We start from the raw sequence: 16,044 nt of genomic DNA on the forward strand, positions 1-16,044 counted from the left end.
TTATGCTAAAATTTTTTTCTCAGGGGATGTGACGAGCTTCATCCCGTGCATGTTCTATGCCAAAAGTCTATCACAGAGTAAATCCCTCGCCAAGATAAAAACGCTTGGCCACCTCGCTACAGGCGATTTTTTCCGGCGAACCCGATTCAATCACGGCGCCATGATTTAAAATATAAGCAGTATCGCAAACTTTTAAAGTCTCTCGGACGCTGTGATCCGAAATTAAAACCCCGATTCCACGCTCCGTCAAATGCTTTATGATATTCGATATGTCAATGACCGCCAAGGGGTCTATGCCGGCGAAAGGCTCATCCAAAAGCATGAACAACGGCTCCGTGGCCAAGGCCCGGGCGATTTCCAGCCGCCTTCTTTCACCGCCGGACAACAGATAGGCCTTCCGATCCGCAAGACGGGTGATTCCCAGCTCGTCCATGAGCCCGGCGGCCTTCTTCTCCCGGCCGGACCGGGATAACTTGCCCACCTCCAGGATGGCCATGATGTTGTCCCGCACGCTCAGCTTGCCGAACACAGAGCTTTCCTGGGGAAGGTAGCCCAAGCCCTTTCGGGCCCGCACGTACATGGGATCGTCCGTCAGATCCCGCCCGTCCAGAAGAACCTTGCCTCCGTCCGCCTGAATCATGCCCACGGCCATATAAAACGTGGTGGTCTTGCCGGCGCCGTTGGGGCCCAGCAGCCCGGTTACGGCGCCGCTGGCCACCTCCATGGTCACATGATCCACGGTCATCTTGTTATTGTAGACCTTTACCAGGTCTTCCAAAAGCAAGGTCGCCATGCGCTATTCGCCTTCCTTGGCCGGCTTATCCTTATTCTCCTCGGATTCTTCCGGGAAAAACTCCGCCTGCACCCCGCCTTCAAAGGTCAACAGGCCGTCCTTGCTTCGGGTGATGGTTTCGCCGCTTACGGTGTTTTTTCCCGAAACCACCCTGGCGGGACCGCCGGTCAGCACCAAATCGCCCGTCTTCTGCAAATACAAGGCCTCGTCCGAACGGGAGGTGAAAGCCTCGTTGACAATCTCCACATTCCCCAGGGCCTGGATTTTTTTCAAGGATTGGGAGGCGGGAAGGCCGCTTTGGAGGTCCTTTTGCTCATTCTCCCCCACGTACCAAATTGTCAGTTCATTGGCTTTGATGGTGGTCTTGCCTTGCGTCGCGACCACATCCGTGGAAAACCAGGCCATATTCTCTTCCTGGTTGGTCACCAGTTTCTGCGCCTTTATTGTGATCGGCCCTTTGGACAGGTCGAACCCGGCCAAAGCCGCCTGATCCGGAGATTGGACGGTATTGTCGGCCCACAAAGGCCCCAAAGACCAAACACAGGCAAAAACGGTAAGCAGAAAGATCTTAATAATGCCTGCGGACAAGCGTTTGTGATTCATGTTCGACATATCAGGAGCCTCCAAGGATAGCGACTACGTTTCCGCTAAATTCCGCCTGTTTGTTTTTAAGGTCATATTGCATGGAATCCGCCGTCAAATAAACGGACGGGCCTTTGATTTTCACCCGCCCCGGCGAAGAAAGCGACTGTTTTTCATTGGAGTATTCCAATTTGTCGCTGATCAGGGAGTACGGCTTGTTCGTCGCCTCCACAGCGTGCTTGAGCATGAAGTCATGTGTGAAAAAACTGACCTCGCCGTATTTGGCCGTCGCCTTGGTTTCGGACTTGTCTGCGCCGTATAACACGATGCCGAGATTGTAGAATCGGCCCCTTTTTCCTATTTCCGCCAATTCAGCGGAGGCCGCATCCAGCACCCATTCCAGTTTTCCGTCCCTGACCGCCTCGTGGTGGAGTTTGGTCAGCACCATGCCGCCGTCCTTTGAAATATCGGTTTTCTCCACAGTGGTCCGGCCCCCGTCGTCTTTCATGTAGAGGCGCCCCACCATGGGCCCGATTATCAAAGCGATCAAGAAGCCCGCCATCAAATAGATTATGCTAGACTGCAACCTGTTTCTGCGTTTCATCCCATAATCCCTTGGCTTTCAGGATCCCTTCGCAAACTTCCCGTACTGCCCCGCGGCCGCCGGGTTTGGTAGTGACCAGCCTGGCGGCTTTTATCACCTCCGGATGGGCGTCCGCCACGGCCACGCTTACGCCCACCTTGGACATGATGCCCATGTCCGGTATGTCGTCGCCCACAAAGGCCATGCGTTCAGGCGGAACCTTCATATCCCGGCTGATTTGCTCTATGAGCAGGGACTTGTTTTTCACGCCGTCCCAAAGATGCGTGACGCCCAGGTTTTCACACCTTTTGGCAAGCGCTTTGGAACTGCGCCCCGTCACTATGCCGGTGACGATTCCAGCCAGTTGAAGCATGCGGATTCCCAGGCCGTCCTTCACGCTGAACGTCTTGATTTCCCCGCCGTCGTCCCCGTAAGTGATGGACCCGTCCGTCAGCACGCCGTCCACGTCCAGGAGCAAGACATCCACCTGTTCGAGGACCTTCCAGTTTTCGGCCGCGTTATCCGGCATGGTTCGTCCCTTCTCCGGGATCGCTCCCGGACGGAATTCAGAAGGCTGCTTTCCTGATAGCCAATAATTGGGGCAAAATGCTTTCCAGCATTTCCAGAGTCAATGAGTTGGGGCCGTCGCACAGGGCTTTGTCCGGGTCCGTATGCACTTCAAAAAAGACCCCGTCCACCCCCGCGGCGACAGCCGCCCGCGCCAGCAAGGGAACGTAGGACCGGTCCCCGCCGGAGCAGCTTCCAAGCCCTCCGGGCATTTGCACGCTGTGGGTGGCGTCAAACACCACGGGAAAGCCCAAGTCGCTCATGATGCTGAAATTCCTGAAATCCACCACCAGATTGTTATATCCAAAGCTGCTGCCCCGCTCCGTGAGCATGATGCGCTCGTTGCCGGTAGACATGACCTTGCCCGTCACGTGCTTCATATCCCAGGGGCCTGCAAACTGGCCTTTTTTCACGTTAACGGGCTTGCCGCTGTCGCCCGCGGCGACCAGCAAATCGGTCTGCCGGCACAAAAACGCGGGAATCTGCAGGATGTCAAGAACCTCGGACGCCGGCCCCACCTGATCCGGGGAATGCACGTCGGAAATCACCGGCGCCCCAAGCCGGGACTTGACCTTGCCCAGGATAGCCAGGCCTTGCTCCAGGCCGGGGCCGCGAAAAGAGTCTATGGACGTGCGATTGGCCTTGTCAAAAGAAGCCTTGAAAACAAAGTTGACGTCCATGTCCCGGACGATTCCCTGTATGCGCTCCGCGATCTCAAGGGTTTTTTCCTCATTCTCGATCACGCAAGGCCCGGCGATAAGGAGCAAAGGCGCCCCCATGCCCACGTTCATGTTGTTTCCGATTGAAAATGTGTTCGTCATAATCCACGGCATCCTTGATCAATGAGCCTGCCAATTGGCGTAAAGTCAATAAACGCAAGGCTTGAAAAACCTTTGACTTGGGTTTATCCTGCTACCCGGGTATTGTCAAGGCGGTAAAAACAGGGCTTGATTCGAGCCCTGCAAGCTGATATGTTTTACGGCACAATTGACCCTCAGACATATAGGATAATATATTGAAAAAGAAGGGATTTCGTTTTTTAGGCTTGTTGGTTGGGATAACGCTCGCGGTGGTTTTAGTCCCCGGAGGCTGGTACTTGTTTCAACGTATGGAGGGAAATGCGCCAACCATTCAATGGAAGGCGCCCATCACCCATGCGGGCTTATCCACCACCTTTGAAGGCGTGCTTGCAGACCCCGAAAACGGCTTGTCAGGCGTCCGGATCGTCCTGACCCGCCCCGGGGACAAGGAAGTGGAAGTTTTTTCCAAGGAATATCCCGCCAAAGGATTTCTGGGGCCGGGACAGGTCAAGAAAGACGCCATCTCGTTCACCATAGAGCCTGACAAGCTGAACATCAGCGACGGCGAGGCGGTGCTCCGGGTGAGCGCCAGGGACCGGTCTTTAAGGAGCTGGGCCAACGGCAACCTGTTTTATCAGGAATACCCTCTGACCATTGACACCATGCCGCCGGCCATCTCCGTTCTGACCACAAGGCATTACCTGCGCCAGGGAGGCTCGGGGCTGGCCATTTACCGTCTTTCCGAAAAAGGCGTGAAAAACGGCGTCCAGGTGGGGGACAATTTTTTCCCCGGCTATTCCGGCGCATTCAGCGACCCGGACGTATACATGGCCTTTTTCGCCGTGGACAATGAACAGCCCACGGACACAAAAATAATGATACAGGCCGCGGATAAGGCCGGCAACATCGGCGCCGCCTCTTTTTCCTACCTGATCAATCCGGGCAATTTTCGCAAGGACGTCATAAATATTTCAGACCGGTTTATGGAAATGGTCCTGCCTCAGTTCGAAGCGGGCAAAAGGGTCGATCCCAACGTTCCGCTCATCGATCGCTACCTGAAAATCAACAGGGAGCAAAGGCAAAGCGACTACGCCATCGCCGGCGCCATGTGCGAACACTCCAAACCTGTGATCTATTGGGACGGCGTTTTTTCGCGCCTGCCCAATTCGGCCAACCGGGCCAGGTTCGCAGACAGGCGGGAATACCGCTATAAAGGAGAAAACGTGGACCGTCAGGTGCACCTGGGTATTGATTTGGCCTCCGTCGCCCAATCCCCCGTGCCTGCGGCCAACAGCGGTATGGTGATTTTTGCGGCCCCACAGGGAATATACGGCCAGACCGTGTACATAGACCATGGTTTCGGCCTCATTTCCCAGTACTCCCATTTGTCCCGCATTGACGTGAATGAGGGGCAAAAGGTAGAAAAAAATCAGATTATCGGCCTGACCGGCAATACGGGGCTTGCCATTGGAGACCATTTGCACTTTGGCATGCTTGTGGGCGACACCTTTGTGAACCCCATTGAATGGTGGGACGCATCCTGGATAAAAAACAACGTGACCTCCAAGATCAACGCTGTTACAAAGGCCCTCCAGTAAGTCCGCCCCTCAGGCAGGAGCGCGCGCCGGACGCCGCCGGAAACGGTATACAAAAAAGAAAAAAATGGGGTTTTCCCTGTTTTGGAGAATAAGTTATGAGCGAGTTTAAAGTAAACAAGACCTACGCCGAGATTAACGAAAAAATCAAATCAGGCAAAGTGGTGGTGGTCACCGCAGAGGAAATGGTGGACATCGTCAAGGAAAACGGGCCGATTGAAGCGGCCAGGGAAGTGGACGTGGTCACCACAGGCACCTTCGCCCCCATGTGCTCCTCCGGCGCATTCATCAACTTCGGCCACTCCAAACCCGGCATCAAGGCCTCCAAGACCTGGCTGAACAACGTGCCCGCCTACGCCGGAATCGCGGCGGTGGACTGCTACATCGGCGCCACCGAACCCTGCGAGGAAGACCCCCTCAACAGGGTGCACCCCGGGGAGTTCAATTACGGCGGCGGCCATGTGATTCACGACCTCATCGCAGGCGAAGAGGTGCACCTCCTGGCAACGGCTTACGGCACCCAGTGCTACCCCAACCGCCGGATCGAAAAAATGGTCACCCTCAAGGATTTGCCCTACGCGGTTTTGTGCAACCCAAGAAACGCCTACCAAAACTACGCCTGCGCCATAAACATGAGCACCAAAACCGTTTACACCTATATGGGCGTGCTCAAACCCAGGGCCTCCAACGCCAACTACTCCACGTCGGGCCAGCTATCCCCCTTGTTCAACGATCCATTGTGCAAAACAATCGGAATCGGCACAAAGATCTTCATGGGGGGCGGCGTCGGCTGGGTCTCCTTCCAGGGAACCCAATACAACCCCAACGTGGAATCCACGCCCATGGGAGCGCCGGTCCGCCCGGCCCGCACCCTGATGCTCACGGGGGACATGAAAACCATGAACCCCAAATTCGTGGTGGGGGTAAGCATCCTGGGCTACGGCCCCTCCCTGTCCATGGGCGTGGGAATCCCCATTCCCATATTGAACGAGGAGATGGCCGCTTACACAGGCGTGGGCAACGACGATCTGTTCACCCAGATCTTTGATTACGGAAACGACTACCCCGCGGGCAACGCCAAGAGCCTCCAGCAAGTCAGCTATGCGGAGCTCATGAGCGGATCAATCCGCTTCCAAGGGAAAGACGTGCCCACATCGCCCCTGTCCAGCATTGTCCTGGCCCGTGAAATCTGCGACATCTTAAAAACCCAGATTACAGAGGGCGATTTTTTGATCACCGAACCTCAGGGAATGCTGCCCTGAGTCCATGCTTTCGGGATATTAATGTAAAACTCTTCCACTTGCGACGCCCGAGGAATTTTGAAACCGAAAAAAGAACAGAAAACGGAAAAACCCAAAGCCGCTCCTGAACCGGACGAACAATTCGAAAAGCCCAGGGGAATTATCAGAGAAAATCTGGAAGCTCTCTTAATCGCCTTGCTGCTGGCCCTGTTCATCCGCGCCTTTTTGGTGGCCCCGTTTAAAATTCCCTCGGGCTCCATGGAAGACACGCTCCTGATCGGAGACCAGATCTTCGTGAGCAAGTTTTCCTATGGAGTCAGGCTTCCATTTTCCAACAAAGTCCTGATTCCCACGGGCGAGCCCGATCACGGAGACATCATCGTCTTCATCTTCCCGCTGAACCGCAAGCTGGACTATGTCAAACGGGTCATCGGCCTGCCCGGGGACGAGGTGCAGGTGCATCAGGGAATCGTTTACATTAATAAGAAACGGTACGAAAAGCAGTGGGGCATATTAAAAGGCCCGGAAAACCCGGGCATGCCACAATTCCGTGATTTCGGGCCTATTACCGTGCCGGAAAACTGCTTGTTCGCCATGGGGGACAACCGGGATAACAGCAGCGACAGCCGGTATTGGGGTTTTGTACCTTACGAAAACCTGAGAGGCCGAGCCTTTATGATATACTATTCCAAGGATAAAAGCATTTTCGACGTCCGTTGGAACAGAATAGCAAAAATACTCCATTAGTTGTTTGTCGCTTTAAAAACCGAAAGGAGACCGGGGCGTTGGATGCCAAACCCTATCTGATCTTCCGGGGCGCCCATATCGTGGACCCCATCAACCGGATCGACGCCGCAATGGACGTCATTGTGGAGGGCGATTGCATTCACAGCCTGGTGTACCCCGGATCCGAAAATACATGGCCGCAGCCCTGTGAAGTCATTGACTGCACGGGGCTGACGGCCGTCCCCGGCCTGGTGGACATGCACGTGCACCTGCGGGAGCCCGGGCAGGAGCACAAGGAAACCATCGAGACGGGAACCCTGGCCGCAGTCTCCGGGGGCTTCACCGCAGTCTGCTGCATGCCCAACACCTCTCCGGCCAACGACTCGCCGGAAATACTCCGGCAAATTTTAAGCACCGCCAAAAACCAAGGGCGTTGCAAGGTCTATCCCGCATGCGCCGTCACCCGCGGCCTGAGCGGACAAACCCTGGTGGACTTTGAAACCCTGGCCCAAGAAGGCGCCGTCGCCTTCACCGACGACGGCATGCCCGTCAAGAACCCGGACGCAATGCGCCAGGCCCTTAAACGGGCCTCCGCCCTTGGCCGTCCCATATTAAGCCATTGCGAAGAAATGCCGCTTGTAGGCGGCGGAGTTATGAACCTGGGGCCCGCAGCCGAAAAACTGGGCCGAAAAGGCATTCCAAACACCGCGGAAAGCGTGATGGTGGAGCGGGATATCGAACTGTGCCGCGAGACCGGCGCCGCCGTGCACATCTGCCATGTGAGCACGCGGGAATCGGTCCTGGCCCTGGAAAAGGCCAAAGACGAAGGGCTGCCCGTGACCGCGGAAACCGCGCCCCATTATTTTATGCTCACGGATGACGCAGTGGCCGAAAAAGGCGCCAACGCCAAAATGAATCCGCCCCTCAGGTCGGAAAACGACCGCCAGGCCATTCGCCGGGCTCTGGCCGAAGGAACCATCGACGCCATCGCCACGGACCATGCGCCCCATTCGGCGAAGGAAAAAAGCGCGCCGTTTGAAAATGCGCCCAACGGCATCATCGGCCTGGAGACGGCCCTGCCCCTGTCCCTGTCCCTGGTGCATGACGGGGTCATCAGCCTGGCGGACATGGTCATGAAAATGTCCGTCAACCCCTCCAGGATCCTGGGGCTGGCGCCTTCCGGCCTTTGCAAGGGCGCGACCGCGGACATCACCTTTATTGATTTGAACAAGGTTTATGAGGTGAACCCGGATCGTTTTGCATCCAAAAGCAGAAACACGCCCTTTGACGGCATGAAACTGACCGGCGCGGCAGCCATGACCGTGGTTGACGGAAAGATTCAATATAAATGCAGCGCCTAACCCCCTACGGATACAATATGCCATGATTGCTAAATCTCCCCATAAAATTCTGATTGTTGATGATGAACTGGGCATGCGTGAATTCCTGGGCCTGATGCTTGAAAGAGACGGTTACGAGGTCTCCACCGCCGGAGGCGGCAGAGAAGCCCTTGGCCTTTTAAAAAAGCATTCCTATGATTTGCTTTTATGCGATATCCGTTTGGGAGACATCTCCGGCCTGGAAGTGCTCAGGATGGCCATGGGGCTTAACCCCAAGCCGGTCGTAATCATGATATCCGCCTTTTCCAGCACGGAATCGGCCGTCAAGGCCATGAACGAAGGCGCTTTTGACTACATCCCCAAACCCTTTGACAATGATGAACTGCGAGACACCATCGCCAACGCCCTGGAGCGCAAAACCCTGGAAAGGGAAAAGCAAATCCTGGAAGAAGAGCTGGCGGCCACCTCCCATTTCGGCGGCATTGTGGGCAACAGCCCGGCCATGACCAGGGTGTACGACCTGATTCGCCAGGCGGCGCCCACCCGCACGAACATTCTTATTACCGGGGAATCCGGAACAGGCAAGGAATTGATCGCCCGGGCCATACATGGGGAGAGCCGGCGGGCCAAGGCCCCTTTTGTGCCCATCCACTGCGGGGGCATTCCCGAAACCCTCATGGAAAGCGAACTTTTCGGGCACGTAAAAGGCGCTTTCACCGGGGCTATCCACGAAAAGCAGGGGCTGTTCACCGCCGCCAACGGAGGAACCGTGTTCCTGGACGAAATCGGAGAACTTTCCCTGGCCATTCAGGTCAAGCTGCTGCGCGTCATCCAGGAAAGGGTCTGCCGCCCGGTGGGCGCCACCCAGGACGTGGAAGTGGACATCCGCATTCTTTCAGCCACCAACCGCCAACTGGAAAAGGAAGTGATTGAAGGGCGTTTTCGCGAGGATTTGTTTTACCGTTTGAACGTTATCGAAATCCGCGTTCCCCCTTTAAGGGAAAGGAAGGACGACCTGCGCCTTTTGGCCCAGCATTTCCTGGAAAAATACTCCCGGGAAATGGGCAAAGCAATCTCCAAAATGTCTTCCTACGCTGTCAATCTGCTCCAGCGCTACCCTTTTCCCGGCAACGTCCGGGAGTTGGAAAACATGATCGAACGAAGCGTGGCCCTTTCCAACACAAACATCATCCTGCCTGACAGCCTGGCTCTCTCCTCTCATAAAATGTCCAGAAACGCGGATGAAAAGCCTTCCTGGGACCAGATGATTTCCGTGCCGTCCTCCGGCCTTAACATCGACGACGTGCTGTCGGAAGTGGAGAAAGTCTGCCTGGACAAAGCCTTGGAAACGGCGGGGGGAGTGAAGCATAAAGCAGCCAAACTTCTTGGAATCAGTATAGATTCTTTCAGATACCGCTACGACAAGTATAATCCGTCCTCTTAGCGGGCGGCAGTTAACCTGGAACCTGTAATGAAAACAGCGCGCATCGACCTATTGCTATGCATGGGCTTAGTCGCTCTTGTCGCAACGGTTTACCACACCATTCCCCATACCGGTTTTTTCCTTTATGACGACTCCTTGTACGTCTACGAAAACCCGGCCATGAGCCTGGGGCTTTCCTGGGAGGGCGTCAAATGGGCTTTCACCACCACCAGGGGCGGATTCTGGATCCCGGTAACCTGGCTGTCCCTTTTGACGGACGCTCAGATTTTCGGCCTTAACCCGGGCGGCTTCCACCTGACCAACATTCTCCTTCACGCCCTTAACACCCTTCTGCTCTTTGCGGTCCTGAACAAAATGACGGGCGCCCCCTTTAAAAGCGCTTTCGCCGCCGCTCTGTTCGCGGTGCATCCCATGCATGTGGAGTCCGTGGCATGGATAACGGAACGCAAGGACGTGCTTTTCGGGCTGTTTTGGCTGCTCTCCATGGGGGCGTATTTAAAATTTGTCAAAAACCCCGGATGGAAAAACTACGCGCTCATTCTCCTTTTGTTTATTCTGGGCCTCATGGCCAAGCCCATGATGGTCACCCTGCCCTTTGCCTTGCTTTTGCTGGATTATTGGCCCCTGAAACGCATCTCCCCGGAGGAAATTACCCAAGCCCCTAAAAGAATATGGGCGTTGGTCAGGGAAAAAACCCCCCTCTTCGCCGTTTCCCTGGTGTTTTCCCTGGCGACCTTTATTTTGCAGCGCCATGTCGGCGCCGTGGCCTCGCTGGAAGGGGCGCCCCTGTCCTTCAGAATCCCCAACGCCTTCATCTCCTATTTTAAATACGCCTATCACACCTTGTGGCCCGTTGACATCGCGGTCTATTACCCCATACCGGAAAATCCCCTTCCCCACTGGATGTGGATCGGCGCCTTGCTGATCCTGGCCGCCGTAACCTTCCTGGCCGCTTTTCGATGGAAGACCGACAGATGCCTCATAGTAGGGTGGCTCTTCTTTTTGGGGGTCATGTTCCCGGTTATCGGCGTCAGCCAGTCCGGCCCCCAGGCCATGGCCGCCCGGTTCATGTATATTCCGGCAATAGGCCTTTATATCATGGCGGCTTGGGGAGGCCCGGAGCTTTTCAGGCGGGCGCCTTCAAAGAAGGCCGTCGCCGCCGGCGCAGGAATTGGGCTTGTCCTCGCCCTCACCCTCCTTGGGTACAACCAGGCCCGCGCCTGGGAGGACGGGATAGCCTTGATGAAGCGATCCATGCAGATCACCGGCGAAAATCCCTTTGCTTCCTATCTTATAGGGGTGGCCGCCCTTCGCAAGCAGGATTACCCCGCCGCCGAAAAATACCTGAGGGAATCCCTGACCCTGAAGGAAAAGCGAAAGGACGCCCTGGAAGGCCTGAGCATCGCCCTGAACAGACAGGGAAAAACCGAAGAAGCCATAACATGCATCAAAAAGGCCCTGGAAATCGAACCCGATTCCATAAAAGCGAAAAGCTACCTGGGAACCTATTATTTTAAGGCGGGCTTTTACGAAGACGGGCGGAAGATACGCGACGAAGTCGTTCAGGCCGATCCGAAGGAGGCGATCGTCCTTTATAATATCGCAACCATGTTCTTTGACCAAATGGACTACAAAAACGCAAAAACCTGGTTTCAAAAAAACATCAAGGCAAACCCATTCATGTATGAAGCCTATACCTTTCTGGGGGCCATCGCCTTAAAGCAGGGAGAAACGGACGCCGCCCTGGCCAACTACCTTGAAGCCCTGAACCTGCACCCCGACCTGCCCCAAGTCCATAACCTGGTGGGCCTCCTTTATATAAAAAAAGGATTGGCGGCCCCCGCCGAGGCGCATTTTAGGGAATCCATGCGGCAGGCCCCCGGCTTTTTGGACGCCCCCTACAACCTGGCTTGTCTCTATGATCTCATGGGAAACGAGCAAGCGGCCCAGGCTTTGTTGAAAACGCTGATTAAAACCGCGCCCCAATATCAGGAGGCCATAGACAAGCTGGAGCAGATCCGGAATAACAACTAGCTGATTTTATTAAATATTTACTATTTTATTAAAATACTATCATCAAAAAATGATTTTTTGTGTAAAAATTGATTTTTGCTATGTCATATTTCGCACCATCCTTATGAAATATATCACACCAAAAAGAAAGAATGCGTTTGCGCTTCATGGGCGCAGGGGAATTTTCCCGCCTCGAAGCGGTGAAAATCCCCAGGACCGGGTGATTTTCACCGCACTCCTCGGGGAAAAATCCCCGCGTTTCTCGCCCCTCCCGTGCCTCCCATCTTTTAATTATCTGTTTTCACAGCAATTTCAACTTTAATAAAATATTTATAAACTTTGGCACACTAACTGCTTATACATAAGACCGAACGACGACGCTGGAAATTTCAGCGAGCCTCTCTTCCGGGAGGAAGTTTACAGGAAAATTGGCGAGCTGAAACACATTTTATTAACTTAGCAACATGCTTTTTTAAAGCATCACACACACAACATCCAAAAACAGGAGGAAAGACAAATGATGCAAAAACTGACGAAAAAAGAATCTGGTTTCACCCTGATCGAGCTCATGATCGTTATCGCAATTATCGGCATCCTGGCCGCTATTGCCATCCCGAACTTTATCGCCTACCGCAAAAAGGCTTACGACAAAGCCGCCATGACCGATTTGCACAACCTGAACCAATCCATTCTGGCCTACTACACTGAAGAAGGCAAAGAAGGCGTCGTCATGACCCTCGACGTTGCCAAGACCGCAAAAGCAGGCTTCAGGCAGACCTCCAACGTCACCGTTACCGTCGACGGCGGCACCGGCCAGAACGACTGGTCCATCACCACCAAGCATGGCCAGGGCGACAAAACCTACACCATGACCGCCAACCAGACCTTGACCGTGGATTAATCTTAATCCATCGGATTTTAAAAAGGGGATGCCTTCGGGCGTCCCCTTTTTTTTATGAACTCCCTGCATGCGCACGATGGGTTGCTTGTTTTTCGCGTTATATTAATTATTCATGAAAGATACACGCTCCATTTCAATGCGCCGCCCTTTCCTTCCCCAATCCCATTAGCCCCAAAACCCCTTCTAAAAAAAGACGTCCTTTGAAATGCGCCGGAATGTTTTCAACTTGCCACCGTCTTCCGACTTTGATAACCGTGTTAGTATAAATTAATGGCAGGAAATCATCGAATTTTTGAAAATGGATCTGATGAGGGAGTCTTTCCCGAAAAAAGGGCGCTGATCTGAGGAGGCCGCACGTGATGATAAGTAAACGGACAGAGGTTTCAACGGGAGTAAAAGGCCTTGACCAGATATTGGGAAGCCTGCTTTTGGGCGACAACGTGGTCTGGTACGATGAGTCCGGCAATCTGGCCAGCGCTTTTTGGCTCCGCTTTGTACGTTCCTCTTTGGAGCAAAAGATCCCCGTCATTTTCATCAGCTTTGACAGGTCCCCCAAAAACCTGTTCGAACGCCTGGGCGCCATGGGAAAAAGCCCCTTGCTCACCGTTTTGGATTGCTTCACCTATGGAAAGGGCAAAGGCGCCTCGGCCTTTTTGAAATTCCTGGAAAACGCGCCTGAAAAGGTAAAAAGCAGGGTGGTCAGCGTGGAGACGCCCGGCGACATCAAAGCCTTTGACGAAGCCTTGTATTCCGTGCACGAAAAACTCCACGGCGACGTGCACCTGGTATTTGAAAGCCTCACCGGCATGCAGGAAGTCTGGGGCGGGGAAGAGCAGGTGGGCAGCTTCTATTCCCATTCCTGCCCCCGTTTGTACGACCTGTCCACCGTGGCGTACTGGATCATGGAAAAAGGCGCCCATTCCCAAAGGCTTCGCGCCCAGATCAACCAGATCGCTCAGGTGGCCCTGGAGCTTTCCATCAAAAGAGGCACCTCTTCCCTGTCCGTCATCAAGGCGGAAGGAAGAACCCCGGAACGCATCCAGCAGCCCCATCATTACCAGATGAAAGGCGCGGACCTCGTCTTTTCGGGCGACAAGGGCGGCGCAGGATTCCGGGATCTGGGAACCCGCATCAAGCAGCTTCGGATGAAAAAAGGCCTGTCCCAGGTGCAGATGGCCAAAATGGTGGGCGTCACCGCCAGCACCATCTCCCAGGTGGAAAACAACTCCATTTATCCGTCCATTCCAGGCCTCCTTAAAATGGCGGAAATCCTCAACGTCTCCCCCGGCTACCTGTTCTCCAGCGATTTTGAAAAGCGGTCCCAGATTGTGTTTCCGTCCGGCCAGGCCTCGGCCGTGACATTGGCCAACCTCAGCGAGTACGAAGGATCGGTCAAAATGCTCACCCCCCTGGATTTTGAAGGAAACGCCGAACCCTTTATGATTGAAATCGAGCCCGAACAAACCGTTTCCGGACACTTTTTCACCCACCGCGGCCAGGAAATGGGCTATTTGGCCCGCGGCGCTCTGGAAATCAGCTTCGGCGATGAAATCCACCAAGCCAAGTCAGGCGACCTGATCTATCTTCAGGACCAAACCCCCACCCGTTGGTACAACCCGGGCCCCGGCGCCGCCCGCCTTTTTTGGGCCAAACTGCGTTAGAATCACTTTACTGCAAGCCGCCATATGGCCGAAATATTTTTGATTCTGAAAGACACGGAGCTTGCCATTTCCGAGACTTCCGCGCCTTCTGCAGTCTAACTTTTTTAGGCTTTATTTACCGAAAAGCGGGATGTTATCAATCATGATCGTCTAACAGCCTTCACAATCCCCCTCACCAGACGTGCTGCGGAGACGGCCTCGGGGGAAAACCCATCGGCGCCGACCTCGGAGGCCACGGCGCCGTTGACCGCCGCGCCGCCCACAAGCACTTTCATGCCGGATGACCCCGCCGCCCGTATTTCGCCGATCATGCCAGGCAGCAGGCGTCTGGCCGAGGTGATGAACGCGGACAACCCCACGATCAACGGGCTATGCTCCCGGACCGCCTGGGCGAATTGCCCGGCCGACACATCCACGCCCAGATCCAGCACGCCGAATCCGTTGGCCTCCAGCATGATGCGCACCAGATCCTTGCCGATGGAATGCAAGTCCCCCTTGACCGTGCCAATCACCACGTCCACGGAATCGCCGCCCTGCCCTGCGATCATGGGCCGCAGCAACTCCATTCCCTGGTAAAAAGCGTCTACGGTCAGCAGGATTTCCGGCAGATAGCATTGCCGGGTTTCGTACAACGCGCTGGATTTGCGCACCGACCGGATCAACCCGCTATGAGCCACCAGCAAAGGATCCACGTTCATATACAGCGCTTCCCGGACAAGCTCCACGGTTTCCGGCCCGTCCCCCCCGGAAGCCTTCTGAGAGATCGTCCTGAGAATATTGGCCTTATTCTGCACCTCGTCCATGGCCTGCTTGCCTGCGTTGACGAAAGCCTCCACGTTTTCCAGGGGAGCGCCGGGCGGGACCGCGCAACCGGTGCTGAGGATGAAATTGGGCAGAATTCCCATGACCGAAACCAGATCCCGCGACGCCTCGGCCGTGTATTCGGCTGAGGCCATGCCCACCACCTCCACGGGCTCCAGATTGCCGATAATGGCGACATCCCGGGGAACCTGATCCTCCACCGCAAGCAAATCCATGCACTGGTCAAAGCTGATGCCCGAGACGCCCGTTTCAACCATGGGCTTAATCAACTCGCTCACGTCGCCGCAAATGTGGAGCATGGTTTTACCCGTAACCGCCATGGCGAAGATGTCATGCAGATATCCCCCGGCGCATTCCTCGAAGGCGTCGGGAGGCAGCAGGGCCGCCAGGGGATCGGAAATCCAAAGCACGTCCGCGCCTGCGTCCATGAGCAGCGCCGCGTAGCTTTCCGCAACCAAAAAGGCTTTTTCCAGCAGGGGATGCAATTCCTCCCGGCGATCCCGCACGCTCCTCAAGACTTCCTGCTCGCCCATGGCCTGCCCCAGGGCGGTGAACGGACCGTAAACCAGCCCGGCGATGCTGCGTCCCGGAAATCCTTGGGCCATGGCCCGCACTACCTGGGCGTTGATTTGCATGCGCGGGACGTCGGCCGCTCTGGGCGTGAGAATGGCCGGCGCCGCCGCCTTGATGGCAGGCATATTGTCCGAAGCGAAAAGCGCCCGGGCGCCCATGGCCTCAGCCTGGATGGCGATATCGCTGAAGAAAAACAGCAGATCGGAGTTCACCCTCTCGTAATACCGGGAAACGGCCTTCCATTTGGCTTCAAAGCTATGGCTCAACTCCGCGATATCCTCCGAAACCAGTTGCACGGCGGGCAAGGCATTGATGGGAAAGGCCTGCACTCCCGCAAACTTGTGGGAGGGCGCGCACGCAGTTCCAGGCAAAGAAGAATTGTTTTTCTCCATTTAAAATCACT

At 55.1% G+C, this 16,044-nt stretch carries 14 protein-coding genes; 8 read left to right on the forward strand and 6 right to left on the reverse strand.

Features of this window, described 5'->3' with window-relative positions:
• Window positions 1-70: 70 nt before the first annotated feature.
• The 5 genes from lptB to kdsA are packed head-to-tail and all read right to left on the reverse strand — an operon-like array spanning window position 71 to window position 3,346.
• Window positions 71-793, reverse strand: coding sequence for an LPS export ABC transporter ATP-binding protein (gene lptB / locus BUE18_RS10945; RefSeq protein WP_073475617.1), 723 nt, complete (start codon window positions 791-793; stop codon window positions 71-73).
• 3 nt (window positions 794-796) lie between these two features.
• Window positions 797-1,405, reverse strand: a complete 609-nt coding sequence (locus BUE18_RS10950; RefSeq protein ID WP_073475618.1) for an LptA/OstA family protein — start codon at window positions 1,403-1,405, stop codon at window positions 797-799.
• Between the two features lies 1 nt (window position 1,406).
• Window positions 1,407-1,925, reverse strand: a complete 519-nt coding sequence (gene lptC, locus BUE18_RS10955; protein WP_073475619.1) for an LPS export ABC transporter periplasmic protein LptC — start codon at window positions 1,923-1,925, stop codon at window positions 1,407-1,409.
• A gap of 25 nt (window positions 1,926-1,950) precedes the next feature.
• The gene (locus BUE18_RS10960) at window positions 1,951-2,487 is read right to left on the reverse strand and encodes a KdsC family phosphatase (protein WP_073475621.1); all 537 of its coding nucleotides are present in this window, start codon (window positions 2,485-2,487) and stop codon (window positions 1,951-1,953) included.
• Between the two features lie 37 nt (window positions 2,488-2,524).
• On the reverse strand, window positions 2,525-3,346 hold the full coding sequence (kdsA, locus tag BUE18_RS10965; RefSeq protein ID WP_073475623.1) for a 3-deoxy-8-phosphooctulonate synthase: 822 nt from the start codon (window positions 3,344-3,346) through the stop codon (window positions 2,525-2,527).
• A gap of 275 nt (window positions 3,347-3,621) precedes the next feature.
• Here kdsA and BUE18_RS10970 point away from each other — a divergent pair, with 275 nt between their 5' ends.
• The 8 genes from BUE18_RS10970 (at window position 3,622) to BUE18_RS11005 (ending at window position 14,246) form a co-directional block, all read left to right on the forward strand.
• Entirely contained in the window at window positions 3,622-4,923 is a 1,302-nt protein-coding gene (locus tag BUE18_RS10970; RefSeq protein WP_139264686.1) for a M23 family metallopeptidase, read from the forward strand.
• Between the two features lie 95 nt (window positions 4,924-5,018).
• Window positions 5,019-6,182 (forward strand): homocysteine biosynthesis protein, encoded by a 1,164-nt coding sequence (locus tag BUE18_RS10975; RefSeq protein WP_073475627.1) that lies wholly within the window; start codon window positions 5,019-5,021, stop codon window positions 6,180-6,182.
• Between the two features lie 57 nt (window positions 6,183-6,239).
• Window positions 6,240-6,908 (forward strand): signal peptidase I, encoded by a 669-nt coding sequence (gene lepB, locus BUE18_RS10980; RefSeq protein ID WP_073475629.1) that lies wholly within the window; start codon window positions 6,240-6,242, stop codon window positions 6,906-6,908.
• Between the two features lie 38 nt (window positions 6,909-6,946).
• Window positions 6,947-8,248: a dihydroorotase gene (locus tag BUE18_RS10985; RefSeq protein ID WP_083610942.1), complete on the forward strand. Its 1,302-nt coding sequence runs from the start codon at window positions 6,947-6,949 to the stop codon at window positions 8,246-8,248.
• Between the two features lie 22 nt (window positions 8,249-8,270).
• Window positions 8,271-9,671 carry a sigma-54-dependent transcriptional regulator gene (locus BUE18_RS10990; protein ID WP_073475631.1) on the forward strand — a complete coding sequence of 467 codons (1,401 nt, stop codon included), beginning with the start codon at window positions 8,271-8,273 and terminating at the stop codon, window positions 9,669-9,671.
• A gap of 27 nt (window positions 9,672-9,698) precedes the next feature.
• Window positions 9,699-11,705: a tetratricopeptide repeat protein gene (locus BUE18_RS10995; RefSeq protein WP_073475633.1), complete on the forward strand. Its 2,007-nt coding sequence runs from the start codon at window positions 9,699-9,701 to the stop codon at window positions 11,703-11,705.
• Window positions 11,706-12,201: 496 nt separating this feature from the next.
• On the forward strand, window positions 12,202-12,585 hold the full coding sequence (locus tag BUE18_RS28615) for a type IV pilin protein (RefSeq protein WP_073475634.1): 384 nt from the start codon (window positions 12,202-12,204) through the stop codon (window positions 12,583-12,585).
• Between the two features lie 359 nt (window positions 12,586-12,944).
• Window positions 12,945-14,246: a helix-turn-helix domain-containing protein gene (locus BUE18_RS11005; protein WP_073475636.1), complete on the forward strand. Its 1,302-nt coding sequence runs from the start codon at window positions 12,945-12,947 to the stop codon at window positions 14,244-14,246.
• 140 nt (window positions 14,247-14,386) lie between these two features.
• Here BUE18_RS11005 and BUE18_RS27305 read toward each other — a convergent pair whose 3' ends face one another.
• A complete protein-coding gene (locus BUE18_RS27305; RefSeq protein WP_083610943.1) occupies window positions 14,387-16,033 on the reverse strand; it encodes a uroporphyrinogen decarboxylase family protein in 1,647 nt (548 codons plus the stop codon).
• Window positions 16,034-16,044 lie beyond the last annotated feature (11 nt).

The organism is Desulfatibacillum alkenivorans DSM 16219, from assembly GCF_900142135.1.
Classification (GTDB): domain Bacteria; phylum Desulfobacterota; class Desulfobacteria; order Desulfobacterales; family Desulfatibacillaceae; genus Desulfatibacillum; species Desulfatibacillum alkenivorans.

Bases quoted from the DNA above. Each gene is read 5' to 3' on its own strand.
- BUE18_RS11005 (WP_073475636.1), top strand. From the start codon at position 12,945: ATGATAAGTAAACGGACAGAGGTTTCAACGGGAGTAAAAGGCCTTGAC.
- BUE18_RS28615 (WP_073475634.1), top strand. From the start codon at position 12,202: ATGATGCAAAAACTGACGAAAAAAGAATCTGGTTTCACCCTGATCGAG.
- kdsA (WP_073475623.1), bottom strand. From the start codon at position 3,346: ATGACGAACACATTTTCAATCGGAAACAACATGAACGTGGGCATGGGG.
- BUE18_RS10975 (WP_073475627.1), top strand. From the start codon at position 5,019: ATGAGCGAGTTTAAAGTAAACAAGACCTACGCCGAGATTAACGAAAAA.
- BUE18_RS10995 (WP_073475633.1), top strand. From the start codon at position 9,699: ATGAAAACAGCGCGCATCGACCTATTGCTATGCATGGGCTTAGTCGCT.
- BUE18_RS10950 (WP_073475618.1), bottom strand. From the start codon at position 1,405: ATGTCGAACATGAATCACAAACGCTTGTCCGCAGGCATTATTAAGATC.
- lptB (WP_073475617.1), bottom strand. From the start codon at position 793: ATGGCGACCTTGCTTTTGGAAGACCTGGTAAAGGTCTACAATAACAAG.
- BUE18_RS10960 (WP_073475621.1), bottom strand. From the start codon at position 2,487: ATGCCGGATAACGCGGCCGAAAACTGGAAGGTCCTCGAACAGGTGGAT.
- BUE18_RS10990 (WP_073475631.1), top strand. From the start codon at position 8,271: ATGATTGCTAAATCTCCCCATAAAATTCTGATTGTTGATGATGAACTG.
- BUE18_RS27305 (WP_083610943.1), bottom strand. From the start codon at position 16,033: ATGGAGAAAAACAATTCTTCTTTGCCTGGAACTGCGTGCGCGCCCTCC.